The sequence below is a fragment of the Alistipes sp. An116 genome (assembly GCF_002161005.1).
Lineage (GTDB): Bacteria > Bacteroidota > Bacteroidia > Bacteroidales > Rikenellaceae > Alistipes > Alistipes megaguti.
Window position 1 is genome coordinate 97,695 of sequence record NZ_NFLR01000002.1, and the last position, 24,890, is coordinate 122,584.

Consider the following 24,890-nt stretch of genomic DNA (forward strand, 5'->3'; position numbering starts at 1 on the left):
CTTCTCCCGGCTCTCTCTCCCGTGGCCTCTTCGGCTCTCTCTCCCGTAGCCTCTCCGGTTCTCTCTCCCGTGGCCTCTCCCGGTCCTCTCTCCCGTGGCCTCTCCCGGCTCTCTCTTGCCTGGTCCCTGCAGCCCCCCCCCTCAGGCCCACCTCTTGCGGGCCCCGGGTCAGTAGCCCAGGATGCGGAGCATCGAACGGTAGGACTGCTCCTTGGCGAACAGACGCGTGTAGTACTCGTTGTTGGACTTGTCGCGGTCGATGACGATGTGCTTCGGGGCGGGGATCAGGCAGTGCTGGATGCCGCCGAAACCGCCGAGCGACTCCTGGTAGGCTCCCGTATGGAAGAAGCCGATGTATTGGGTGTTGCCGGGTTCGAGTTTCGGGAGGAAGATGGCGTTCGAGTGGCACTCGGAGTTGTAGAAGTCCTCGCTGTCGCAGGTCAGACCGCCGAGGAGCACGCGCTGGTACTCCTTGTCCCAGTTGTTGATGGCCAGCATGATATAGCGCTGGTTGATACCCCAGGTGTCGGGCAGCGTGGTGATGAACGACGAGTCGATCATGTACCAGTTTTCACGGTCGTTCTGCTGCTTCTGGTTGACGATCGAGTAGAGGGCGGCGCCGCTTTCGCCGACGGTGAAGGATCCGAATTCGGTGAAGATGTTCGGCTCCTCGATTCCGTTTCGCTGGCAGATGTTCTTGATCTGGGCGACGATCTCCTCGGTGAGGTATTCGTAGTCGTATTCGAAGTTGAGCGAGTTCTTGATCGGGAAACCTCCGCCGATGTTCAGACTGTCCAGTTCGGGGCAGATGGTCTTCAGTTCGCAGTAGACGTTCATGCACTTCGACAGCTCGTTCCAGTAGTAGGCCGTGTCCTTGATGCCCGTATTGATGAAGAAGTGGAGCATCTTGAGCTGGAATTTCTTGCTGTTCTTGAGTTTCGACTTGTAGAATGCGACGATGTCGTTGTATCGGATACCGAGTCGCGAGGTGTAGAAGTCGAACTTGGGCTCCTCCTCGCAGGCGATGCGGATGCCGACCTTGCATTTTTTGGTGAAGGCATCCTCGAAGAGGTCGAGCTCCTCCTTGTTGTCCAGCACGGGGATGGTGTTCGTGAATCCGTCGTTGACCAGCTGGGCAATGTTTTCGACATACTGCGGGCGTTTGAAGCCGTTGCAGATGATGTAGCGGTCCTTGTCGATGATTCCGCTGTCGTAGAGGGCGTTGATGATGTGGATGTCGTATGCCGAGGAGGTTTCCAGGTGGATGTCGTTCTTCATGGCCTCTTCGAGCACGAAGGAGAAGTGGCTCGACTTGGTGCAGTAGCAGTAGTTGTAGGAGCCCTTGTAGTCGACCTTTGCCATGGCCACGTTGAACATGCGTTTGGCGCGGTTGATCTGCTGGGAGATCTTCGGCAGGTAGGTGATCTTGAGCGGGGTTCCGTACTGTTTGATGATCTCCATGAGGGGGATGTCGTGGAAATTGAGCTCGTTGTCCTCGACGGAGAACTCATCCTGCGGGAAATCGAACGACTGTTCGATCAGGTCGATGTACTTGTCTTTCATGGTCGGTTCAGGGGCTTTTCGACAATCCGGCTCGGCTACATGGCGAAAATATGGCGGAAGTAGCTCGATTGGATTTTCCAAAATTTCGGGATGCAAAGTAGGTGAATATTTTTCTTTTAACCAACACTTTGTCCGAATATTTTGAAAAACCGGGTCATATTTTGCTTTTTTCTCTGAAAAAGGGTATTTTTGGAGCCGGATTCAAAGCTGCATTCGATCGTGTTGATAGCTGTTCTCACACAATATCTGGAGTCGCACAAGCGGCTCGTCATACCTCAGCTCGGGGCGTTCATCGTCAAGGAGCCGGGGCAAAGCATCCTGTTTTCGGAGCTGCTCAAGCGGGACGACGGTGTGCTGCGGGGCCTGCTGCGCGAGCAGGGGATGGGTGATCTGGAGGCTGCCGGGGAGATCGACCGGCTGGTTTTCGAGGTTCGCCACGCCGTGGAGCATGGCGAGGAGTACCGGCTCGAGGGGTTCGGAACCCTGAAACCCGGTCCCAACGGAACGATCGCCTTCCATTACGAGCCGCGCCCTGCCGAATCACCGGCGACGGGTTTGACACCGGCTGCGGCCGGAGCGGAGCCTGCCGGATCGGCGTCCGAGGCTTCGGGGCGTGAAACCCCGGCTGACGGACGCAAGACGCCTCATGCCGCGCATGTCCATCCCGAACGGGTGGCCGAGGCGGTGCGCACGGCCTTTACCGAACCGCATGTGTCGCGTTCGGCGAAGATGAATCCCGATCCGTCGGTGCGGGGGCTGCGCTACGGCAAGCCGCCGAAGAATACCGATGCCTACACCTATGTCGACCGGCCGCCGCGTCGGCGGGCCGACTGGTTCATCTGGATCGGGGTCGTTGTGGCGGTATTGGCGTTGGGGGCCATTGCCTTCGGGCTTTGGAACGATGCGCGCGAGAAGCAGGCGGAGACCGAAGTGATCGAACTGCCGGCCGTCTCGACCGACGAGGCGCCGCAGGCCGCTGCCGGGGCTGAATAAACTCCGTGCGGGGGGGGACACCAGGTGCCGAATAACGTGCTGCGGGCGTGAAGCCGCTGCCGGGACCGAATAAACCCGAGTCGGGAGGGGGAAGGAATCCGACTTGATTCGGATGTTTTTGACAGATTGAATAGCCCGAACAGACTGAAAAATGACAGAAATAACCACCGTAAAACAACGCTTTGGCATCATTGGCACCTCGCCCCTGCTGGACAGGGCGCTGGAGGTGGCGTTGCGTGTTGCGCCGACCGACCTGACGGTTCTGGTCACCGGAGAGAGCGGCGTGGGCAAGGAGTTCTTTCCGCAGGTGATCCACGCCTACTCTGCGCGCAAACACAATAAATATATCGCCGTCAACTGCGCGGCCATCCCCGAAGGGACGATCGACTCCGAACTCTTCGGGCATGAAAAGGGGGCCTTCACCGGGGCCGTCGAGGCGCGCAAGGGGTACTTCGAGGAGGCCGACGGCGGGACGATCTTCCTGGACGAGGTGGCCGAACTTCCGCACTCGACCCAGGCGCGTCTGCTGCGCGTGCTGCAGACGGGCGAATTCATCCGCGTGGGGTCGTCGAAGGTTCAGAAGACCAACGTGCGGGTGGTGGCGGCCACGAATGTCAACCTTCCGGAGGCCATCTCCGCGGGCCGCTTCCGCGAGGACCTCTACTACCGCCTGGCGACGGTTCCCATCACGGTTCCGGCGCTGCGCGAACGTCCGGACGACATTCCGCTGCTGTTCCGCAAGTTTGCGGCCGACGTGGCCGTGCAGTACCGCATGCCGGCCGTGACGCTCGACGATGCGGCACGCGATATGCTGAAGAGCTACTACTGGCGGGGCAATATCCGCCAGCTGAAGAACGTCGCCGAGCAGATTTCGGCCATCGAACAGGTGCGGGTCATCACCCCCGAGGTGCTGGTCAAATACCTGCCGCCGCAGGAGGGGACCTCGACCATGGCGGCGGCCGGCGCCCCGCGCATGGACGATCAGACGATGTCCACCGAACGCGAACTGCTCTACAAGGTGCTCTTTGATCTGCGGGCCGACATCAACGACCTGAAGCGCATGATGGCCGAACTGCTCCGCAACGGCGGAGTGGCGGCTTCGGAACCGGTCCGCGATATCCGGGCGCTGCTTCCGACCACGACCCCGGGGCGTTACGTTCCGGCGGTGCAGACCCCGGGAGCCTACGGCCATCAGGTGGCGCCGGGCTACGGACCCACGGCAGGCCAGCCCTGCGGCCCCTCGACGGGCCAGCCCTGCGGACCGACGGTGGGGGCGGCCGACGCGCAGCCTTCGGCGCCGGTCTATGCCGAGAGCGAGGAGGTGACCGACGAACCGCCCCGCGAGAAGACCAAGGCCGACATGCAGCGCGAGCAGATCATCCGCGCCCTGAAGCACAACAACGGACGCCGTCGCGAAGCCGCTGCGGAGTTGTTCATGTCCGAACGGACGCTGTATCGTAAAATCAAGGAGTTGGGCATCGAGGATGTCTGACCGCCAAATACCGCGAAATGAAACTGAAACACAGAAATCTGAAACTCTTCCTGGCGACCGCGGGCGTGTGCCTGCTGACGGCGTGCGGCGTGTCGATCAAATATTCGTTGTCGGGCGCCTCGATTCCGCCCGATGCGAAGACCTTCTCGGTGGCCTACTTCCCGAACAACGCCACGATGGTCTCGCCGATCCTGAGCTCGACGCTCACCGACGCGCTGGTCGACATGTTCTCGCGGCGGACGCGGCTCATGCAGGTCGACGAGGGGGGTGACTTTGCCTTCGAGGGTGAGATCACGAACTATACCTCGACCACCTCGTCGGTCTCGAGCGACGACTACGCGCTGTTGAACCGCCTGACGATCACCGTCAAGGTGCGCTTCACGAATGCCCTTGACGAGAAGGCGTCGTGGAACCGTACCTTCTCGGCCTACGAGGATTACGAATCGACGCAGCTGCTGACCGAGGTCGAGGGAACGCTCATTCCCGAGATTGTCGACAAGATCGTAACCGACATCTTCCAGGCTTCGGCCTCCAACTGGTAACCGGGATGGCGGATCTGAAGCAATATCTCATCGAAGCGGCCGCGGCGCAGGGCGGACTGGATGCCGCCGTGGCGGCCGTGCCGTGGTTCATGCCGCTGCGGGTGCTTCGCGCTGCGGAGCGGGGCGGGATGGACCCGCGGGTGGAGCTGATGGCGCCGTGGCGTGCGGAGAGTTCGCTGTGCGGCGAGCGGGTGGATGCCGGGGCGCTGCTCCGACGCACCTCGGAGGAGATCATCGACACGTTCCTTCAGGAGCGGGACCTGCGTATCGTGGCGCGAGACGACGAACCCGAGGTGGAGGTGCGTCTGCAGCCCGATCTGGACGATGACGACGAGGTTGTCAGCGAGGAACTTGCCGAAATTTATCTTTCGCAGGGGCTTCGGGAGCGGGCCGCAGCGATTTATCGCAAATTAAGTTTGCTAAATCCCGAAAAAAGTGTTTACTTTGCCGAGTTAATTCGCAAAACGCAGAACAATAATTAAAATTTGATGATATGTTATACACGATTTGCATTGCGCTGATCCTCATTGCGAGTGTTCTGGTTATCCTCGCGGTATTGGTGCAGAACCCCAAGAGCGGTATGGCCGCCAACTTCGGAGCCTCGAACCAGGTGATGGGTGTCCGTGAGACGACGCACTTCCTGGAGAAGTTCACCTGGGCGATGGCCATTGCCATTGTGGTGCTGAGTCTGGTAGCCACGCTGGCCATGGACAGCACGAAGGTTGCCGAGAGCAACTCGGAGATTGCCAAGGATGCCAAGGCTCTTCAGGAGCGGATGCTTGAGACGGAGGCTCCGGCCGCAATGCCGCAGGCCGAGATCCCGGCCGCCGAGTCGACGACGGAGGCGCCTGCCGAGACGCCTGCCGCCCAGCCTTCCAAGTAGTCCGGGCCGACGGGGGGGGAGGAATGGACGCCTAATCGAGAGCCTCCGTTAAGAATTGTGTACGAACGGGACCTGAAACCCTGAAAAACCGGGACCTGAAATCCCGAAAGGAAAATCTGAAAAGATCGTGGTGAAAACCGCGATCTTTTTTTTGTTCGAATAATCCGATAAATACCGGTTTTTCGTGTAGGCATTGCCGCGCTATTTATTAATTTATTATCTTTGTACTTAATCATTCATTGCTCAAATCATAATCCTGATGAACCTGAACTTTTTGAAAACGGTCCCGGTGTTGCTGCTTTTTGCGGGTTGCGCCGGAAACGGGGGCTCTTCGACCACGGTAGCCCCCTACCTGAATGAGAACCTCCCGCTGGAAGAGCGGATCGAAGACGCTCTTTCCCGCATGACTCTCGAAGAGAAGGTGGCCGTGCTGCACGCACAGTCGAAATTCTCGTCGGCGGGAGTGCCGCGACTCGGCATTCCGGAACTCTGGTGTACGGACGGCCCCCACGGAATCCGCCCCGAGGTGCTGTGGGACGAATGGAACCAGGCCCGCTGGACGAATGACTCCTGTACGGCATTTCCGGCCCTGACGTGCCTGGCCGCGACGTGGAATCCCCGCATGGCGGCCCTCTACGGCCGTTCGATCGGAGAGGAGGCCCGCTACCGCGAAAAGGATGTGCTGCTGGGTCCCGGCGTGAACATCTACCGCACCCCCTTGAATGGTCGTAATTTCGAGTATATGGGCGAAGATCCCTACCTGGCCTCGCGGATGGTGGTTCCCTATGTCCGCGAGGTGCAGAAGAACGGCGTGGCGGCCTGCGTGAAACACTTTGCGCTCAACAATCAGGAGACGCGCCGCCACTCGGTGAATGTGGTTGTGGATGACCGGGCGCTTCGCGAGATCTACCTTCCGGCCTTTGAGGCGGCCGTCAGGCAGGGCGGAGCCTGGTCGGTGATGGGTGCCTATAACAAATACTGGGGGGAGCACTGCTGCCACAACCGATACCTGCTCAACGACATTCTGAAAGGTGAGTGGGGCTTCGACGGAGCGGTGATCTCCGACTGGGGCGGAGCCCACGACACGAAACAGTCGGCCGAGAACGGACTGGACCTCGAGTTCGGCACCGGAACCGACGGACTGCGGGCCGGAACGCGCAACGCCTACGACAACTACTATCTGGCATTCCCTTACCTGGAGATGCTGCGCCGGGGCGAGGCCGATCTGGCGACGCTGGATGACAAGGTGCGCCGGGTGCTGCGGCTGAACTTCCGCACGGCGATGAATACGCACAAGCCCTTCGGGTCGTTGAACTCTCCGGAGCATCTGGCCGCGGCCCGGCGGATTGCCGGCGAGGGCATGGTGCTGCTGAAGAACGACGGCGGGGAGCTTCCGCTGGATTCCGTGGCGGTGAAGCGGCTGCTGGTCGTCGGGGAGAACGCCGTGAAGATGATGACCGTCGGCGGGGGCTCCTCGTCGCTGAAGGTGCGCCACGAATATACGCCGATGGAGGGGATCCTCGAGGCGGTGGGCGATCGCTGTGAGGTGACCTTCGAACGCGGATACGTGGGTGATCCGACGGGTTCCTACAACGGCGTCGAGACGGGCCAGGACCTCTCCGAAACGCGCAGCGAGGAGCAGTTGATTGCCGATGCCGTTGAGGCGGCAAAGCGGGCCGATGCGGTGATCTTCGTGGGCGGACTGAACAAGAGCGCCTGTCAGGACTGCGAGGGCACCGACCGTCGGCAGTACGGGCTGCCCTACGCGCAGGATCGGGTGATTGAGGCCCTTGCGGCGGCCAATCCCCATCTGACCGTCGTGCTGGTTTCGGGCAATGCCGTGGCCATGCCGTGGCTGGATCGGGTTCCGGCGGTTCTGGAGGCCTGGTTCTCGGGTTCGGAAACGGGACATGCGTTGGCCGACGTGCTCTTCGGACGGGTGAATCCGTCGGGCAAGCTTCCCTTCACCTTCCCCGTCCGGCTGGAGGACAATGCGGCGCATGCCGTGGGCGAATTCCCGGGCGGCGATTCGGTCCGCTACAACGAGGGCATTCTGGTCGGTTACCGCTGGCACGATACGAAGGCGATCCGTCCGCTGTTTGCCTTCGGCCACGGCCTGAGCTATACGACCTTCGAGATCGGCAACGTGAAGGCCGACCGTACGACGCTGACGTCGAAGGGCGTGTTGCACGTGATGGCCGATGTGACCAATACGGGCGATCGGGCGGGCGCCGAGGTGGTCCAGCTTTATATCGGAGACGAGGAGTCGTCGCTGCCGCGCCCCGTGAAGGAGCTGAAGGGCTTCGAGAAGGTGCAGCTGGCCCCGGGCGAGACGCGGACCGTCACGTTTGAAATTGCCCCCGAGGCGCTGCGTTACTACGACGACACGAAGGGACAGTGGGTGGCTGAACCGGGACGCTTCACGGCCTATGTGGGAGCTGCCTCGGATGATATCCGCGGTCAGGTGGAGTTTACGCTCGAGTAACCCTTTGCGGCTTTTGGCCGCAGAAACGGCGGGCCCCGCAATCCGATCGGATTTGCGGGGCCCGCGTCTTTGTTGCGGAGCACCGAACGGGAGGGAAGTCCTCCCGCCCGCCTGCCCGAATGGGCTCAGAAGGTGTGCACGATGAAGGGCTTGCGGCCGATTTCGGCGGCGAACTGCGGGAATCCGCTTCGGTACATCTGTCCGGTCTGCAGCAGATGAACCTCTTCGGCCCCCATGATCAGGTAGAAGTCGAGGAACGATTTCAGGAAGACCTGACTCTCGCCCGGATAATTCATGTGGGCCACCTCCCCGGGGATGACGTAGGTCCGGGGCAGCTGCCGGACGCGGTTGAGGAACGTGATGCTGTCGGAGGTCACCAGAATGCGGCGGGATTGGGGCACGCGGCTGATCAGCTCCGCGAGTTTGTCCAGACACTTTTCGATGAGTCGCTCCCGTTCGGGTTCCTCCAGCACCGGGAAGGGCCCCTCCCTGAAGTCGCCCAGCAGCTGTTGGAACCGGAGCGTGAAGGAGACGTAGGGGCCGTTCAGCTCGCTGCGGTTCTTGTCGATGGCCTGCTGCAGCAGCGGCGAGGGTTTGAAGAGTTCACCGAAAGATCGGCTCCACGCCTTGCGGCAGAGCATCGTGTTGGTGTAGAGGTGATACTGCGTGTGGGAGTCAGAGCGCAGCTGCCGGGCGACTGCGCATTTGTCCCAGAACTCCTCGCCGGGGAGATCGAACGTATAGCGTGCCACGGGTTGCGAATAGGGGGTTTCGTAGACAATCTGCCGGGGATCGATCCGCCAGTCGTAGCTGCCGGGCTCCAGAAACAGCCGCAGGTCGAACGGATAGCACCAGTTGATGCGAAACGGGATATTTCGTTTTTTGCACAGGGCGTAGATCCCCAGACAGCCGCGGATGCGGTCGGCCATTCCGCCATGCAGCGTGTGGCCGTCGATCATCAGGATGACCATCCTCCGGTGCGGATCGAGCGGTCTGTCCGAGGCTTGATAGTATTGGTTGGAGATCTCGGCCCGAATATGGTCCTGGTGACGCCTTTTGTCCCGGATCAGTTGATGGATCTCGTGCACGGAGCGGAATTTCATGCTTGCGGATATTGGTCGGGAAAACTAACGGTTCCGGTACATCTCGTCGTAATACTTCTTGTAATACTTCCCGTACTCGCCCGAGGTGATGTTGTCCATCCAGGTCTGGTTGTCCAGATACCAGCGCACGGTCTTCTCGATCCCCTCCTCGAACTGCAGCGAGGGTTCCCAGCCCAGTTCGCGCTGCAGCTTCGACGAATCGATCGCATAGCGCATGTCGTGGCCGGGACGGTCCGTTACGAAGGTGATCAGATCCATGTCCTCGTCTTCGCGGCGGCCCAGCAGACGATCGACCGTCCGGATGACGACCCGGATCAGGTCGATGTTCTTCCACTCGTTGAAACCGCCGATGTTGTAGGTTTCGGCCACGCGGCCGCGATGGAAGATCAGGTCGATGGCGCGGGCGTGGTCCTCGACGTACAACCAGTCGCGGACGTTTTCGCCCCGTCCGTAGACGGGCAGCGGCCGGCGGTGACGGATGTTGTTGATGAAGAGCGGAATCAGCTTTTCGGGAAACTGATAGGGGCCGTAGTTGTTCGAGCAGTTGGTCACCAGGGTCGGCATGCCGTAGGTGTCGTGATAGGCCCGGACGAAGTGGTCGCTCGAGGCTTTGGAGGCTGAATAGGGGCTGTGCGGGTTGTACTTCGTCGTCTCGCGGAAGAACTCCTCGCCGTAGGCCAGGTGGTGCTCCGAGGAGGAGGCCGTGGTTGAGAACGGCGGTTCAATCCCCTCGGGGTGGGTCAGCTCCAGCGCCCCGTAGACCTCGTCCGTGGAGATGTGGTAGAAGAGTTTGCCCTCGAATCGCTCGGGACGCGACTCCCAGTAGCGGCGGGCCGCCTCGAGCAGCGAGAGGGTCCCCAGGACGTTGGTCCGTGCAAAGGTGAACGGGTCGCGGATCGAACGGTCGACATGGCTTTCGGCGGCCAGATGGATGATTCCGTCGACCTCGCAGCGGCGCATCAGCTCGCTGACAGCCTCGAAGTCGCAGATGTCGCCGCGGACGAAGGTGTAGTTCGGCCGCTGTTCGATGTCCCGCAGATTGGCCAGATTGCCGGCATAGGTCAGCTTGTCGAGGTTGATGATGCGGTAGTCGGGGTATTTCGTGACCAGCAGCCGGACGACGTGCGAGCCGATGAATCCGGCGCCGCCCGTAACGAGGATGTTTCGTTTCATGATTGTTCCGAGGGTTGGTTCTGCATGGCCTGCAGACGTTTCAGACAGTAGAACATCGACTCCCGCCAGTGGGGGATCTCGATGCCGAACGTGCGTTTGAGCTTGCCCTTGTCGAGCACCGAGAAGGCGGGGCGTACGGCCTTGGTGGGGTAGTCGGCCGTGCGGCAGGGCGAGATGCGGCAGCGGTCGTGGCCCGCAGCGCGGGCAATCTCCACGGCGAAGTCGTACCACGAGCAGACGCCCTCATCCGAGAAGTGATACGTTCCCTCGTGGCCGCGGTCCAGGCCGCCCTCGAGGATCGAGAAGATGGCCAGTGCCAGATCGCCGGCATAGGTCGGCGTCCCGACCTGGTCGAAGACGACGTTGAGCGTTTCGCGTTCGGCCGTCAGACGGAGCATCGTCTTCAGGAAGTTATTTCCGTATTCGGAGTAGAGCCAGGCGGTGCGCAGGATCAGATGGCGGCATCCCGAGGCCCGGACGGCCTCTTCGCCGGCGAGTTTCGTGCGGCCGTAGGCGCTGCGGGGGGCCGTTGGGTCCTCCTCGGTGTAGGGGAGCGAGGCGCAGCCGTCGAAGACGTAGTCCGTCGACACGTGGACGAGCAGCGCATCGGCTTCGGCGGCCGCCCGGGCCAGATTCCCGACGGCGGCGCGGTTCAGCCGGTCGGCCGTAGCCTCGTCCTCCTCGGCGCGTTCGACGTTGGTGTAGGCGGCGCAGTTGACGATGGCCTCGATGCGGTTTCCGGTCACACAGCGGCGGACGGCCTCCGGGTCCGTGATGTCGAGTTCGGCGACATCCGTAAAGAGGTAGTTGTTGGGCGAAACGGCTCCCAGACGCTGCATTTCGCGTCCCAACTGGCCGTTGGCGCCCGTTACGAGTATATTCATCGCTCAATAGAGTTTTTCGTGGTAGTCAAAGAGCCACCCGGCGTCGCGCAGACGGTCGTGGTGACGGTCCTTCTCCGAGAGGAGGATCCGTTCGGCCGGGATCCGCCAGTCGATCCCCAGATCGGGGTCGTCCCAGGCCAGGGCTCCCTCCGACTGCGGGGCATAGAAGTTGTCGCACTTGTACTGGAAGATCACCTCGTCGGTCAGGACGCTGAATCCGTGGGCAAACCCGCGCGGGATGAAGAGCTGGCGGTGGTTTTCGCCCGAGAGTTCAACGGCGACGTGGCGCCCGAAGGTCGGCGAGCCGCGGCGGATGTCGACCGCCACGTCCAGCACGGCCCCCCGGATGACCCGTACGAGTTTCGACTGCGCATGGGGCGGCTTCTGGAAGTGCAGTCCGCGGAGCACGCCGTAAGTCGACTTGCTCTCGTTGTCCTGGACGAAGCGTGTGTTGCAGACCTTTTCCTGAAAATCACGCTGCGAGAACGATTCGAAGAAATAACCGCGTTCGTCGCGGAAGAGGCGGGGTTCGATGATGACCACCCCGTCGATATCGGTTTTGATTACCTCCATGGCATACAGGAATGTGAAGTCATTCTGCAAGGAGTTGCGGGTCGCCGGCCTCCGTCTCGTCGGCCACCTTCAGCAGGTATTGTCCGTACTGGTTTTTCGACATCGGCCGGGCCAGTTCGCGCAATTTGTCGGCCGAGATCCAGCCCATGCGGAAGGCGATGGACTCCAGACAGGCGATCTTCAGCCCCTGGCGTTTTTCGATCACCTCGACGAAGATCGAGGCTTCGGCCAGCGAGTCGTGGGTTCCGGTGTCGAGCCAGGCGAACCCGCGCTGCAGGGTCTGGACGCGCAGTTCGCCGGTCTGGAGGAAGGTCTGGTTCACGGACGTGATCTCGAGCTCGCCGCGGGCCGAGGGCCTGATGCCTTTGGCTACCTCCACCACCTTGTTGGGGTAGAAGTAGAGTCCGACGACGGCGTAGTTGGACTTCGGGCGGGCGGGTTTCTCCTCGATCGAGAGGCAGTTGCCCGCGGCGTCGAACTCGGCCACGCCGTAGCGCTCGGGGTCCTCGACGCGGTATCCGAAGATCGTGGCACGGCCCTCCTCTTCGGCGGCGCGGACCGCCTGGCGGAGCATGCCCGTGAAGCCGGATCCGTGGAAGATGTTGTCGCCCAGCACCAGACAGACGCTCTCCGGGCCGATGAACCGTTCGCCGATCAGGAAGGCCTGGGCCAGGCCGTCGGGCGAGGGCTGTTCGGCATATTCGAAGCGCACGCCGAAATCGGAGCCGTCACCCAGCAGGCGTTTGAATCCGGGCAGGTCGACGGGTGTGGAGATGATCAGGATCTCGCGGATTCCGGCCAGCATCAGCACCGAGATGGGGTAGTAGATCATCGGTTTGTCGAAGATCGGGAGCATCTGTTTGCTGACTCCCTTTGTGATCGGGTAGAGGCGGGTGCCGGAGCCTCCGGCCAGGACGATACCTTTCATGGCGCAAATACGGTTTCAGATGGACAAAGATAGTTTTTTCCTGTCGAAAGGAAAAATATTTGCTTCATTTACATCGGGTGTTTTCGCCGGGCGCGGTTTTTGCGGCGGGGGGGAGGATTCCCGGCGTCAGGGGTGGAGGCTCCCGATGCCGCGATGCGGGAGCGGATTTTCCGGCGGCCATTCCCGAGGGGTTCTGGCGCGGGATTTGCTTCCGATGGCGGCGCTGGCGGCGGTTCCGCTGGATGCGGCGGATGGTCTACGGCGACTCCCTGCCTGCGGACCTGCTGCGCACGGTATGGCGTCACCTCCGGCGGCATCTTTCGCCGCTTCGCCGGCGAGAGGCGGAAGAGCGTGCACGCCGGGACGCCCGTCCATTCCTCTGATTTCCGGGCCTTTAAAAAAAGCGGCGTCCGGGAAGCCGGACGCCGCAGGGCACAAAAAAAGGGTGAGCTACTTGCATCGCACCGCTACAACCACATACCCTTGCTCGATTCCTCGCCTGGGGGATTCTGCAGGAGCTGGTCGTGTAAGACTCACCCGGGATGCAAAAGTAGGAATATTTTCCTATCTTTGCAAAAAAATCAGGCGAAATGCAGAAAAAAACCTTGTTGCGCATCCTTGCGGGGGTTGCAGTTGTCGTGGTCGTGGGGGCTGTCCTTCTGTTTATCGAGTTCCGGGGCAGTGCGGTTCCGGCGCAGCGCGAACTCTTCGTCAGCCGCACGGCCACGTACGATCAGCTGACCGATTCGCTGCTGCCGTCGATCCGTCGCCATGCCGCCTTCCGGGCCTATGCCCGGCGGCTTCGCCTGGCCGACAGCTTCAAACCGGGCCACTACGTGCTGCGTCCCGGCATGAGCGTCATCGAGATCGTCCGCATGCTCAAACTCGGCATGCAGACCCCCGTTCGGGTGACGATCCAGAACGTGCGCACGCCGGCCCAGCTGGCCCGGCGCCTCTCGCGGCAGCTCGATGCCGACTCGGCGGCGCTGATGGATGTGCTGACCTCGCCGCAGATGGCCGCCGAGGTGGGTTTCGACAGCGTGACGCTCTTCTCGATGTTCATTCCCGACACCTATGAATTCTACTGGACGGTTTCGCCGCGGGACTTCGTGCTGCGCATGAAACGCGAGTACGACCGTTTCTGGACGCCCGAACGTGATGCCCTGCGCCAGCGCAGCGGTCTGAGCCGGCTCGGGGTGATGACCCTGGCCTCGATCGTCTACGAGGAGACCTCGAAGAGCGACGAGATGCCCCGCATCGCCGGGGTCTACATCAACCGCCTGCGCTGCGGCATGCCCCTGCAGGCCGATCCCACGGTGAAATACGCCCTGCAGGATTTCACGCTGCGCCGCATTCTCCACCGACATCTGAAGACGCCGTCGCCCTACAATACCTATGTAAACCGGGGTCTTCCGCCTTCTCCGATCTGCATGCCGGGCAAGAGTGCCATCGAAGCGGTGCTTCACTTCGAGGAGCACGATTATCTTTATTTCTGCGCCCGGCCGACTTTTGACGGCTATCACAACTTCGCGCGCACCCTCTCCGAGCACAATCGCAACGCCCGGGCCTACAGTGCCGAACTTAATCGGCGAAAGATTAAATAATTTCATTATATTTGCGGTCCCATGTTGGTGAAGATCTACGGACAGAATCCTTCGGAAAAGGAGTTGAAACGGGTTGTGGAGGCCCTGGAGCGCGACGGGGTGGTGATTTATCCCACCGACAGTGTCTATGCCTTCGGGTGTTCGCTGCGTTCGGCGCGGGCCATCGAGCGGCTTCGCCGGTTGCGCGGGCGCAGCGAGGATTCGTTGAGCGTCGTTTTTTGCGATATTGCCCAGGTGGCCGAATACTGCAGGGTGGACAACGCGGCGTTCCGGATTCTGAAGCGCAATCTTCCGGGACCGTTCACCTTCATCCTGCCGGCCTCGTCGCGGGTTCCGGACAAGGCGCTGGAACGGCGCCGCACGATCGGGATCCGCATTCCGTCGCACCCTGTGGCGCGGGCGGTGGTCGAGGCGCTGGGGAGCCCGATGATCACCGCGTCGGTCAAGGACGACGACGAGGTGGTGGAGTACACGACCGATCCCGAACTGATCGAGGAGCGTTACGGCCGCGAGGTATCGCTGGTCATCGACGGCGGGATCGGCGACAATGTCCCCACGACGGTGGTTGACCTGACGGGCGACGAGCCGGAGATCCTGCGCGAAGGCCGGGGCGACCTGCAGTAAGCCGCCGGGTGCCGAGAGACAACCGCCGGGTGCCGAGAGCGAGGGGGCGAGAGACCGGGATCGGGCGAGATGCGACGGCGGCCGCGGCTGAGAGAAGCCCCCCCCCGGCAGAGAGAAGAGGCCGCGGCTGAGAGAAGCCCCCCCCCGGCAGAGAGAAGAGGCCGGGGCGGAAGGGCCGAGGAGACGTTTAGGAAAAGAGCAATATAAAAATAGATGGAAAAGACGAATTTCTGGAAAGATGCCGCCTTCTACGGCGTAATCATGGCGTTGGTCGCCTTTGTGTTCGATACGTTGAACTTCTATACCCGGCATGCGATCATATCCCTGGTGTCCCTGCTTCTCTTTCTGGGTCTGCTGACCTTCTTCACGAAGCAGCGTGTGGCCCGCTACGGAGCCAACGGTTACAGCTATGGGCAGTGCCTGCGGTTTATTCTGGCGGTGATGCTCTGTGCGGGATTCCTCGACGGCGCCTACATGAGCGTGGCTGCCAACTGGCTCTTCGCCTCGAAGTACGAGGCGATGATGGCTCCGCAGATCGAATTGCTGGAGTCGACGGGCTTCTACACCGACGACCAGATCCTGCTGGTGTCCCGCATGCTCTACTCGCCGCTGGCGCTAATCTTCTCGGCCATCGTTGGGGCTCTCGTCAAGGGGGGCTTCTTCGGCCTGTTCATCTCGGCCTATGCACGTCGTGAAGCGCCGGTCTTCGCTCCGGCGAACGATTCGCGGAGCGGGGAGGGGGATTCCGACACCGACACCAACACCGACACCGACACCAACACTACCAAGAACGCGTAATGGACAAACTGGATATTTCGGTCGTCGTTCCGCTTTACAACGAGGAGGAGTCGCTGCCCGAGCTTGCGGCGTGGATCGACCGCGTGGCACGCGAAAACCACCTCACCTACGAACTGATCTTCGTCGACGACGGATCGTCGGACCACTCGTGGCGGGTGGTCGAGGAGCTCAAGCAGCGCTATCCGGCCATCCGGGGCATCAGCTTCGGCCGCAACTACGGCAAGTCGGCCGCGCTGTACTGCGGTTTTGCGGCTGCCGAAGGGGAGGTGGTCTTCACGATGGATGCCGACCTGCAGGATTCGCCCGACGAGATTCCGGCCCTGCGTCGGATGATCCTCGAGGAGGGTTACGACCTGGTCTCGGGGTGGAAGAAGAAGCGCTACGATCCGATCGGCAAGCGCTGGCCGAGCAAATTCTTCAACTGGACGGCCCGCCGGGCCTCGGGCATCCGTCTCCACGACTTCAACTGCGGTCTGAAGGCCTACCGCCGCAAGGTGGTCAAGTCGATCGAGGTCTACGGCGAGATGCACCGCTTCATTCCGATCCTGGCCAAGCAGGCGGGTTTCCGGCGCATCGGCGAGAAGGTTGTCGAGCACCACGCCCGCAAGTACGGGCACTCGAAATTCGGTCTGGAGCGCACGGTGAAGGGGTATCTCGACCTGATATCGGTGATGTTCATGACCCATTTCGGCCGATCTCCGATGTACTTTTTCGGTAGTCTCGGGACGCTGATGTTCCTTCTGGGCGGGGGTACGACCTGCTGGCTGATCGGCGAGAAACTCTGGAAACAGTCCCAAGGGCTTCCGCTGCGGGCCGTAACGGACCAGCCGTTGTTCTATCTGGCGATTCTGGCGGTGATTCTGGGCGTACAGCTCTTTCTGGCGGGCTTCCTCGGCGAGCTGATCAACCGCAATTCGACGGATCGCAATACCTATCTGATTGATAAAACCCTGTAAACGATGATACAACGCATTCAAACACTTTATCTGTTGATCGTAACGGCGCTTGTCACGGTCACGCTGTTCACCCGTCTGGCCTGGTTCGGCGGTTCAGGCGAGGAGTTTTCGCTCTATGCCTTTGCCTTGAAGAGTGCCGACGGCGAGGAGCTTTATTCGGCGGTTTATCTGGGCATTCTGCTGGTATTGGCGGCGGTTCTGCCTCTGGTGACTGTATTTCTGTATCGCAAGCGGATGCTTCAGATCCGGCTGTGTGTGGTTGAGATGGTGCTTCTGTTGGGCAGTGCGCTGATGGAGGGGATCTATTATTACCTGGGGTGCCGTGTCGTCGCGGAGCTGTCTCAGTCGGCCCACGGGATGCAGGCCACGATTGTTTTACCGGTTGTAGGACTGTTGTTTGCGTGGTTGTCGGTGCGGGCCATATTCCGGGATGAGCTGCTGGTTCGGAGCACGGATCGTATTCGCTGAGAGCCGGGAAAAGTCCCGAATGTTCCGATTTATATTAAAAGAATGTTACAAAACTTTGTAAAGCCGGGAAATAATTTTAACTTTGGGGCGTAATATTCATATTATGTATGCTATATTTTAAAAAATAAATCAAATAGGCTACTGTTTTTATTTCTAACTAACACTCACTTTTATGAAAAAAGTCAATCTTTGGAAGACATTGTTCCTCTCGGCATTGGCTGTAGCGGCCTTTACGGGATGTTCGGACGATGATCCGGATGATGGCGGCGGGATGCCGTCGATCACGGTGAACGGACAGGGTACCACAACGCTTAGCATAGGCCTTGCAGGTGGAACGACGGAGGCCGTCACCATTGAGTCGTCGGGTGACTGGACGATGACCGTTACGGGCGAAAACGGCGCTGATGCCAGCGCCTGCACCCCGAGTCTGTCCTCGGGTAGCAAGGGAACCACGACGGTAACCTTTGACCTGACTGAGGCAGCGACAGCACGCTCCTATACGGTAAAGGTGACGACCTCGGGTACGATTCCGGGTATTGGTGTGGCGACGGATGTTTCGGCCACGATCAAGATCGAGCAGACCGACAGCTATGTGCCGACGACCGCTGCTCTCTACTCGGAGAATTGCGGTACGACGGTCGAGAAGGATGGTACCTATTGGCCGTATGTGGACAAGTTTACGGGTTGGACGCGCGGCGGAACGCTCGATCAGTCGGGTGTGACCTACGGCGGCAACAGCGCATCGGTTCGCAACAGCGGCAAGGATTACGATCCGACCGATGACGAAAAGGCTGAGGTTTCGGGTTATCCCTATGCCTACATGAACAGTACGGCCAATTTCGACATCAACGACATCAATGTCGGCACGAACACGAATTTCACCTTCACGTTCACGGCGCTGAACACCGTATCGACGCTGCAAGCGTCGCCCTACACGCCGACGTTCGGCGATGTTACGGCATCGACGCTGAAGTTCTCGGTAAATCCCGACGGCTCGGCATGGATGCCTGTCGAGATCACGACCAAAAAACTCGGTACGGGTTCGTGGTACCTCTGCACGGCGATGTTCAAGCTGCCTGCCAGTGTTTCGACGGACAAGATTTCGGTGCGTTTTGACTCCTATACGGGTGGTGCATCGCTGCGTCTGGACGACTTCAAGCTCTATGAAGGCGGTGACGGTACGGAGCTGACTCCGGAGGTTCCCACCCAGGGTACCATCTCGCAGGTTACCGAGTCCGGTGCGACCTATACGATCGAGGGCGCTACGGTTGTAGGTACCTACAAGCAGGGCTTCGTTATGCAGGACAAAACGGGCGCTATCCTCGTTTACATGGGTTATGACGCTGTAGCATCGCAGATTCCGGCCGAAGGCAGCACGGTTAGCGTGTCGGGTAAGGCTTCGATGTATGGAGGCGCTCTTCAGCTCGCTGAACCCACTATCCTTTCGACGGCTGCCGGTACGATGCCGACGCTGACTCCGACGGAGGTTACCGCCGAAAACATTGCCGGCATGATGACCGCTCCCAAGGTTACGTACGTAAAGATGACGGGAACGCTGTCGGCCGGTGAGTTCATCAATCTGAAATTCCTGTTCGAGTCCGAATATACGGGATCGATTTCGGCGCCGAATGATGATCTGAATGCGTCGTCGTTCGATGGCAAGGTTGTCGATGTTGAGGGCTGGTTCGTGAACAACGGATCGGCGAAGAATACCGGCACCTATTTCACGGTTGTAGCCCGCAAGGTGACGGAGAATGCGTCGGTGGCAAGCGGCAGCTTCACGACGCAGCCTGAAACCTTCGCAGCTACCGATCCGAAGGCTCAGACGCTGAACTACGAGGCCAACGACGCAGCCGGAACCGTAACGTTCGAGATCACGGGTGCCAATGCCGACAAGTTCTCGGTAACTCCGAAGACGGGATCGGTTGAGGTCTCGGCCAAGGGTAACAATACGGGTGATACAGCCTATACGGCCACGCTGGTGATGAAGGCCGCAAACGGCACCGTGCTGGATCAGGTGACCTTGATGCAGACGGCTCCTTCGACTGGAGGTGATCCTACGGTTATCTCTGTAGATTTTACGGGCAATTATCCGTCAGGGGCTCCTACGAGCGATTATGAGACGGAAACGAAAACCTTTAACTTCTCGGGTTACGATTTCACCTTTGTATCGGATGGTTCGAACGGGTATAAGTTCATTAACTATTTGATCTTCGGTAAGAATGGCGCATATGTACAGTTGCCTGCCGTTGCCGGTAAGGCACTGACGAAGATTGTCGCTGTGAGCCGCAAAGGTGCATCGGGCAGCGTGATGGTTGGAATTGCAGATGTCAACGGTAACTTTGTAAGTGGAGGTACTCCTATCAAATGGGAACAGACTGATCCGTATACCTACACGTATAATCTGTCCGACACGGCTGTAAACACGCCGTATTGCATCCGCGTAAATTCCTCGCACAATGCACAGATTACGACGCTTGAACTTACCTATGAATAGTAACAAGCAATAATTCTGTCAGTCGAGGAAACCGACTTATAAACCAACCACTCTTGGCGGGGTATTGCAAGATGCCCCGTCAAGAGTTTGGTTTTCTAAAAAACAATCTCACAATTTTCTATTCCCACCGCTGTTTTTGATGTTTTCTGACCTTTTCCACAAGACAGGCTTGACCGGCGTGATGCTCGCAATGCTTGTCCTTTTCTCGGGATGCAGCAAGGACGAGGACACTGCGGCCTCTTCCGCGTCGCTCGCCGCTACAACCGTGAATTGTAACGCTACATCGAACCGGATCATCACCCTCGGCCCGGCCGGCATGGCCTATGCCGCAACCCTCGCTTTCGACGGAGGGGAGAAGTGGTGCTCGTTCGAATCCAATACCACGGTGGCAGCCGGGGTTGTGGGGCAGGATCTGCCCCTCGTGCTGGAGGTGAATACCTCCGACCAGTACCGCACGGCCGAAATCACCGTAACCTTTGCCAACGGTTATTCAACCCTGCTGCAGATGTGGCAGATGCCCGCAGCCTCCTCAACGGATGCGGCCGACTACCAGCGCTCCTGGGGCGAGCAGCCCGCCTATCGTCAGGGTAGCGATTATATCTACAAAACCTATCATACGACGCTCCTCACGACGAGCAAGTACCTCATGGGGGGCGTACGGCGCAACTATTCGATCTGCTTCGATGCTGCGAACCGCATATCGCTGTGGGTAGCCTACCCGCTGCACGGGTGCTACACCTCGCCCAATACGGGACGTACGGACGTTTGGGCCTATGATCCCAATGCGCAGCTGCCCGTGATCGAGCAGTCGCAGCAGGCCAATATCGTCCAGTCGTACGGCACGGGCGATGCCCGCGGTCACCAGTGCCCCTCGGCCGACCGCTACAATACGGCGGCCACCAACGCGATGACCTTCTACGCCACGAACATCATGCCGCAGAACTATAACTTCAACAGCGGCAGCTGGGTGCGGCTCGAGACGCTGGTCCGCAACTGGGCGCCGACGTCGGTCACCGAGATGCGTTACGATACGCTGTTCGTCGTCACGGGCGCACACCTTTCGGGGCGGACCATTACGGACCGCAGCGGCAAGCGGGTCGGTTATCCCGACAAGTGCTGGAAGGTGTTGCTCAAGCAGAAGCGCGGACAGAACGAAAACCGGCAAATCTGGGAGTTCTCGGCCGACGAACTGCAGGCCGTGGGCTTCATCTTCACGAATGACCGGGCGGGCGGCCAGACCAAACTGCTCGATGCGGCCTGTACGGTTGAGAAGGTCGAGCAGCTGACGGGCTTCACCTTCTTCCGGAACCTCGATCCGGCGGTGGCCGCCGAGGTGAAGAGCCGCGAACCCGATGCGACGCAATGGCCCGGACTGGCAATTAACTGACAGACATATGTTTACTTAACTGCACAACCTTATGAAGAAAAACCTTTTGACAGGACTGATCGCCCTATTGGTGGCGGTGGCGTGCTTTGCGCAGAAGCCCTATAAAGTGGTCTTCTACAACTTCGAGAACCTCTTCGACACGATCAACGATCCCGGAGTGAAGGACGAGGAGTTTACGCCCGACGGTCCCAAGCGGTGGAACACGGTCAAGTATGAGAAGAAACTGGGCAATCTCGAACGCGTGTTGTTCGACATTGCGGCCGAGGACAGGGATTTCCCGGTGGTGATCGGCGTTTCGGAGATCGAGAACCGTTCGGTGATGGAGGATGTCATCGCGCAGCCCAAACTCGCACACGGCAACTACCGCATCGTACATTATGATTCGCCCGATGCGCGCGGCGTGGATGTGGGATTTTTCTACCGTCCGGATGTCTTCAAGCTGGAGGGAAGCGCCCCGCACCGCTTCGTGATGCCGGGGATGCCCGATTTCCGGACACGTGATTTCGTGACGATGTGGGGTACGATCGAGGGCGAGCCGTTCTTCTTCGTGGTGAACCACTGGCCGTCGCGTCTGGGCGGCAAGGAGGCCTCGTCGCCCAAGCGTGAGGAGGCCGCCCGCCAGGTGAAGCACATCGTCGATTCGGTCATGGCGCGGAATCCGGCCACGAAGGTGGTGGTGATGGGTGACCTGAACGACGACGCCACGGACCGCAGCGTCGTGGAGTGCCTGCAGGCCAGGGGCAAGATCAAGGAGGTCCACAAGGGCGAGATGTTCAATCCGTTCATCGCGCTGCTGAAGGCCGGATACGGCACGCTGGCCTATCGCGACGAGTGGAACCTGTTCGACAACATCATCGTATCGGAGAATCTGGCTACGGGATCGACCGGCAAGCTGAAGATTCTGCCCGTCGGCCACTCGAAATTCTACGGAGGCATCTTCCGCCGTCCCTACATGCTGCAGAAGGAGGGTCAGTACAAGGGCTATCCGCTGCGTACGTTCGTGGGCAACGACTTCCAGGGGGGCTTCAGCGACCACTTCCCCGTCTATATCTACATTGGCAAATAACCAGCTAACAATAATTGTATGAAACTGAAAGCTCTACTTTTTCTGATGCTCGCCGCCGTGAGCTTCGTCTCCTACGCCCAGCAGGGCGGGGTCCGGGGCACGGTGGTATCGCGCAACGGGCGCGTGGCGCTGAGCAACGTCGAGGTGAAGATCGAATCGCTGGGCCTGACGGCCACGACCGACAACGACGGCCGGTTCCAGTTCGAGAGTCTTCCGGCCGGCAGCTACCGGGTGCAGTTCACGACCCCGGATTTCGAACCGCTGGAGTTGCTCGTGCGCGTCGGTACGGACCATGTGCAGGATCTCAAGCAGGTGATTCTGGTTCCGGGCAACCCCTCGTACGGAGGGTTCCTCGACGATGCGGTCTTTGCGGAGTTCGACAGCGACTCCTCGTCGTCGGACTCGCAGGCGCTTCCTTCGTCGCTTTCGGCCTCGAAGGATCTGTTCAACAACATTGCCTCGTACCGTTTCAGCGAGATGCGGTTCAACGTCCGCGGCTATGATTCGCAGTTCTCGGACATCTACCTGAACGGCATCCGCTTCAACGACGCCCTGACGGGCTACGGCCCGTGGTCGCTGTGGAGCGGTCTGAACGACGCCACGCGCAACCAGGAGAACCACACGGGGCTGGAGATGGCCGACTTCGGCATCGGCGGCATCGGTGGCCTGACGAACATCAACGCCCGGGCTTCGCAGTTCCGCAAGGGCTTCCGGGTGAGCGTCTCGAACGCCAACCAGATGTACCGTTTCCGGGCGATGATCTCCTACGGTTCGGGACAGCTGGACAACGGCTGGTCGTACGCCATCTCGCTGAGCACGCGTCAGGGCGGCAACGGCTATGTCGACGGGATCTACTACAATTCGTATGCCTATTTTGCCTCGGTGGAGAAGCTCTTCGGCGACAACCACCGTCTGGCGCTGACCTTCCTGGCCTCGCCCACGGAGCGCGGCGCGCAGCAGGCATCGACCGACGAGGCCTACGCCCTGTTCGGCAACAACTACTACAATCCCAACGTGGGTTACCAGGCCGGCAAGCTGCGCAATTCGCGCGTGCGCAACACGCACGAACCGATCGCCATGTTGAACTACACGTGGGACATCTCGGAAAATACGCGTCTGAATGCGGCCACGTCGCTTCGCTTCGGCAAGAACGGCTACTCGGCGCTGACGTGGAACGGCGGTTCGGATCCGCGCGGCGACTACTACCGTTACATGCCGTTGTCGGACATGACGCAGTATGTTCCGGGCACGACGACTGACCAGACCTACTACTACTATCTGCAGAGCGCCGTTCAGGGGGCCCGGGTCTGGGACGGCATGCTGAAGTTCGATGACTTCTACCACATGAACCAGTATGTCGATACGGAGCTGACGGATCTGATGGGCGACAGCCGCCGTTCGAACTACATGATCGAGGAGCGTCACACGGACCAGCTGGACTACAACCTGGCCGTGAACGTGCAGCACAACATGCGCAACAACATGAAGATCGTCGGCGGCGCGAACCTGCGGGTGAACCGGACGAACTACTATTCGCAGGTGAAGGATCTGCTGGGCGGCGACTACTGGTACGACATCGACAAGTTTGCCGAGCGGGACATGGCCAGCGAGACGGCCTACCAGAACGATCTGGACTACTACTGGTCGACGGGTCACGCACGTATTGCCCGCGAGGGTGACATGTACGGCTACTATTACCGGGCCCACCTGCTCGAATCGGAGGCCTGGGCCAACTACTCGTGGGCCGTTGGCGGATTCTCGCTGGGTGTGGCCGGATCGGTCGGCTATTCGCAGATGTACCGCGAGGGTATGTGGCGCAAGGGCCTCTTCCCCGACAACTCGAAGGGCGATTCGAAGAAGCTCGACTACCTGACCTATGAGGGCAAGCTCTCGCTGGGCTACAAGTTCTCGGGCGCCCACTCGCTGGAGGCCAACGCGGTGATTCTGCAGCAGGCTCCGAAGTTCAACACGGCCTTCGTTTCGCCGCGTACGCGCAACAATGTGACGCCGGGTCTGAAGGCCGAGAAGGTCTTCGGCGTGGATCTGACCTACAACCTCAATCTGCCCTACATCAAGGCGCGTCTGTCGGGTTACTACACGACGATCGCGGACCAGGCCAAGGTGATCTCGTTCTACGACGATACGCGCAGTTCGTTCACGAACTTTGCCATGAGCGGCATCGACAAGCGCCACTACGGCGTGGAGCTGGGACTCTCGATTCCGGTGTGGAACGGCATTTCGGTCGTGGGAGCCGTCAGCTGGGGTGACTATACCTACACGTCGAACGCCGACTTTGTCCAGACGGTGGACAACGTCGACCGCATCGTACTGCGCGACAAGGTCAACTGGAAGGGAATGCACGTCGAGAGCTCGCCGCAGACGGCCATCAACGTGGGTTTGGACTACCGCGGAGCCCGCAACTGGTTTGCCGGCGTGAACCTGAACTACTACGACCGCCTTTACCTGTCGATGAACCCCTTCTACCGGACGAACACGGCTTCGGAGTACTTCACGAATCTGATTCTGTCGGAGCTTTCGATGCCGGAACCCAACAAGGCGACGATTGACGGAGCCATGAGTTCGATCAACGAGCTGCGGGCTCAGGAGGAGTTCGGCGGCTACTTCACGCTGAGCGCCAACGTGGGCAAGAACTGGTATATCGGGCGCTACATGCTGGGCATGAGCCTCGAGGTGAAGAACATTCTCAACGATCAGGATATCCGCACGGGAGGTTACGAGCAGATGCGCATGAGCAAGGTCCGTGCGGCCAATACGGGCGATTATGTCTTCGGACGCTTCCCGTCGAAGTACTTCTACATGCTGGGTACGACCTATTTTCTGAATGTCTATTTACGATTCTAACAACCGAGA

At 60.0% G+C, this 24,890-nt stretch carries 21 protein-coding genes; 15 read left to right on the forward strand and 6 right to left on the reverse strand.

All coding sequences use genetic code 11. The features are described from left to right. Positions 1 to 168: 168 nt before the first annotated feature. Positions 169 to 1,563 (reverse strand): arginine decarboxylase, encoded by a 1,395-nt coding sequence (locus B5E60_RS01650; RefSeq protein WP_087309154.1) that lies wholly within the window; start codon positions 1,561 to 1,563, stop codon positions 169 to 171. 219 nt (positions 1,564 to 1,782) lie between these two features. On the opposite strand from B5E60_RS01650, the gene B5E60_RS01655 reads away from it, so the two are divergent. From B5E60_RS01655 to B5E60_RS01680, 6 genes are all read left to right on the forward strand, one after another. Continuing rightward, positions 1,783 to 2,556, forward strand: coding sequence for a hypothetical protein (locus B5E60_RS01655; RefSeq protein ID WP_087309303.1), 774 nt, complete (start codon positions 1,783 to 1,785; stop codon positions 2,554 to 2,556). A gap of 151 nt (positions 2,557 to 2,707) precedes the next feature. Continuing rightward, positions 2,708 to 4,048: a sigma-54-dependent transcriptional regulator gene (locus B5E60_RS01660; protein ID WP_087309155.1), complete on the forward strand. Its 1,341-nt coding sequence runs from the start codon at positions 2,708 to 2,710 to the stop codon at positions 4,046 to 4,048. A 17-nt stretch (positions 4,049 to 4,065) separates the two neighbouring features. Continuing rightward, positions 4,066 to 4,590: an LptE family protein gene (locus B5E60_RS01665; RefSeq protein WP_087309156.1), complete on the forward strand. Its 525-nt coding sequence runs from the start codon at positions 4,066 to 4,068 to the stop codon at positions 4,588 to 4,590. Between the two features lie 5 nt (positions 4,591 to 4,595). Beyond that, a complete protein-coding gene (locus tag B5E60_RS01670; RefSeq protein ID WP_087309157.1) occupies positions 4,596 to 5,072 on the forward strand; it encodes a hypothetical protein in 477 nt (158 codons plus the stop codon). An 11-nt stretch (positions 5,073 to 5,083) separates the two neighbouring features. Further along, entirely contained in the window at positions 5,084 to 5,473 is a 390-nt protein-coding gene (gene secG / locus B5E60_RS01675; RefSeq protein ID WP_087309158.1) for a preprotein translocase subunit SecG, read from the forward strand. Positions 5,474 to 5,732: 259 nt separating this feature from the next. Next, positions 5,733 to 7,958, forward strand: coding sequence for a glycoside hydrolase family 3 C-terminal domain-containing protein (locus B5E60_RS01680; protein WP_087309159.1), 2,226 nt, complete (start codon positions 5,733 to 5,735; stop codon positions 7,956 to 7,958). Between the two features lie 125 nt (positions 7,959 to 8,083). On the opposite strand, the gene B5E60_RS01685 is transcribed toward B5E60_RS01680, so the two are convergent. Genes B5E60_RS01685 through rfbA form a run of 5 tightly spaced genes read right to left on the reverse strand, consistent with a single transcriptional unit; the run spans position 8,084 to position 12,619 of the window. Further along, a complete protein-coding gene (locus B5E60_RS01685; RefSeq protein ID WP_087309160.1) occupies positions 8,084 to 9,061 on the reverse strand; it encodes a hypothetical protein in 978 nt (325 codons plus the stop codon). 24 nt (positions 9,062 to 9,085) lie between these two features. Then, positions 9,086 to 10,234: a dTDP-glucose 4,6-dehydratase gene (locus B5E60_RS01690; RefSeq protein ID WP_087309161.1), complete on the reverse strand. Its 1,149-nt coding sequence runs from the start codon at positions 10,232 to 10,234 to the stop codon at positions 9,086 to 9,088. Next, entirely contained in the window at positions 10,231 to 11,118 is an 888-nt protein-coding gene (gene rfbD, locus B5E60_RS01695) for a dTDP-4-dehydrorhamnose reductase (protein ID WP_087309162.1), read from the reverse strand. The genes B5E60_RS01690 and rfbD overlap by 4 nt, the downstream gene beginning before the upstream one ends. A 3-nt stretch (positions 11,119 to 11,121) precedes the next feature. Next, a complete protein-coding gene (gene rfbC, locus B5E60_RS01700; protein WP_087309163.1) occupies positions 11,122 to 11,691 on the reverse strand; it encodes a dTDP-4-dehydrorhamnose 3,5-epimerase in 570 nt (189 codons plus the stop codon). 19 nt (positions 11,692 to 11,710) lie between these two features. Further along, a complete protein-coding gene (gene rfbA, locus B5E60_RS01705) occupies positions 11,711 to 12,619 on the reverse strand; it encodes a glucose-1-phosphate thymidylyltransferase RfbA (protein ID WP_087309164.1) in 909 nt (302 codons plus the stop codon). A 590-nt stretch (positions 12,620 to 13,209) separates the two neighbouring features. Here rfbA and mltG point away from each other — a divergent pair. The 9 genes from mltG to B5E60_RS01755 all read left to right on the forward strand — a co-directional run bounded on the left by mltG (position 13,210) and on the right by B5E60_RS01755 (position 24,881). Continuing rightward, positions 13,210 to 14,223 carry an endolytic transglycosylase MltG gene (gene mltG, locus B5E60_RS01715; RefSeq protein WP_087309165.1) on the forward strand — a complete coding sequence of 338 codons (1,014 nt, stop codon included), beginning with the start codon at positions 13,210 to 13,212 and terminating at the stop codon, positions 14,221 to 14,223. 21 nt (positions 14,224 to 14,244) lie between these two features. Beyond that, the gene (locus B5E60_RS01720; protein ID WP_087309166.1) at positions 14,245 to 14,847 is read left to right on the forward strand and encodes an L-threonylcarbamoyladenylate synthase; all 603 of its coding nucleotides are present in this window, start codon (positions 14,245 to 14,247) and stop codon (positions 14,845 to 14,847) included. A gap of 213 nt (positions 14,848 to 15,060) precedes the next feature. Then, the gene (locus B5E60_RS01725; RefSeq protein WP_087309167.1) at positions 15,061 to 15,645 is read left to right on the forward strand and encodes a DUF4199 domain-containing protein; all 585 of its coding nucleotides are present in this window, start codon (positions 15,061 to 15,063) and stop codon (positions 15,643 to 15,645) included. After that, complete coding sequence (locus tag B5E60_RS01730; protein ID WP_087309168.1) at positions 15,645 to 16,601, forward strand: glycosyltransferase family 2 protein; 957 nt, start codon at positions 15,645 to 15,647, stop codon at positions 16,599 to 16,601. Before B5E60_RS01725 ends, B5E60_RS01730 begins: the two co-directional genes overlap by 1 nt. 3 nt (positions 16,602 to 16,604) lie before the next feature. Beyond that, complete coding sequence (locus tag B5E60_RS01735) at positions 16,605 to 17,069, forward strand: DUF4293 domain-containing protein (protein ID WP_087309169.1); 465 nt, start codon at positions 16,605 to 16,607, stop codon at positions 17,067 to 17,069. Between the two features lie 172 nt (positions 17,070 to 17,241). Further along, positions 17,242 to 19,566: a hypothetical protein gene (locus B5E60_RS01740; protein WP_143260624.1), complete on the forward strand. Its 2,325-nt coding sequence runs from the start codon at positions 17,242 to 17,244 to the stop codon at positions 19,564 to 19,566. A 265-nt stretch (positions 19,567 to 19,831) separates the two neighbouring features. Continuing rightward, the gene (locus tag B5E60_RS01745; RefSeq protein ID WP_239403160.1) at positions 19,832 to 20,953 is read left to right on the forward strand and encodes a DNA/RNA non-specific endonuclease; all 1,122 of its coding nucleotides are present in this window, start codon (positions 19,832 to 19,834) and stop codon (positions 20,951 to 20,953) included. Between the two features lie 31 nt (positions 20,954 to 20,984). Beyond that, positions 20,985 to 22,019 (forward strand): endonuclease/exonuclease/phosphatase family protein, encoded by a 1,035-nt coding sequence (locus tag B5E60_RS01750; protein ID WP_087309171.1) that lies wholly within the window; start codon positions 20,985 to 20,987, stop codon positions 22,017 to 22,019. Between the two features lie 18 nt (positions 22,020 to 22,037). After that, entirely contained in the window at positions 22,038 to 24,881 is a 2,844-nt protein-coding gene (locus tag B5E60_RS01755; protein WP_204246425.1) for a TonB-dependent receptor, read from the forward strand. The last annotated feature ends 9 nt before the right edge of the window (positions 24,882 to 24,890 follow it).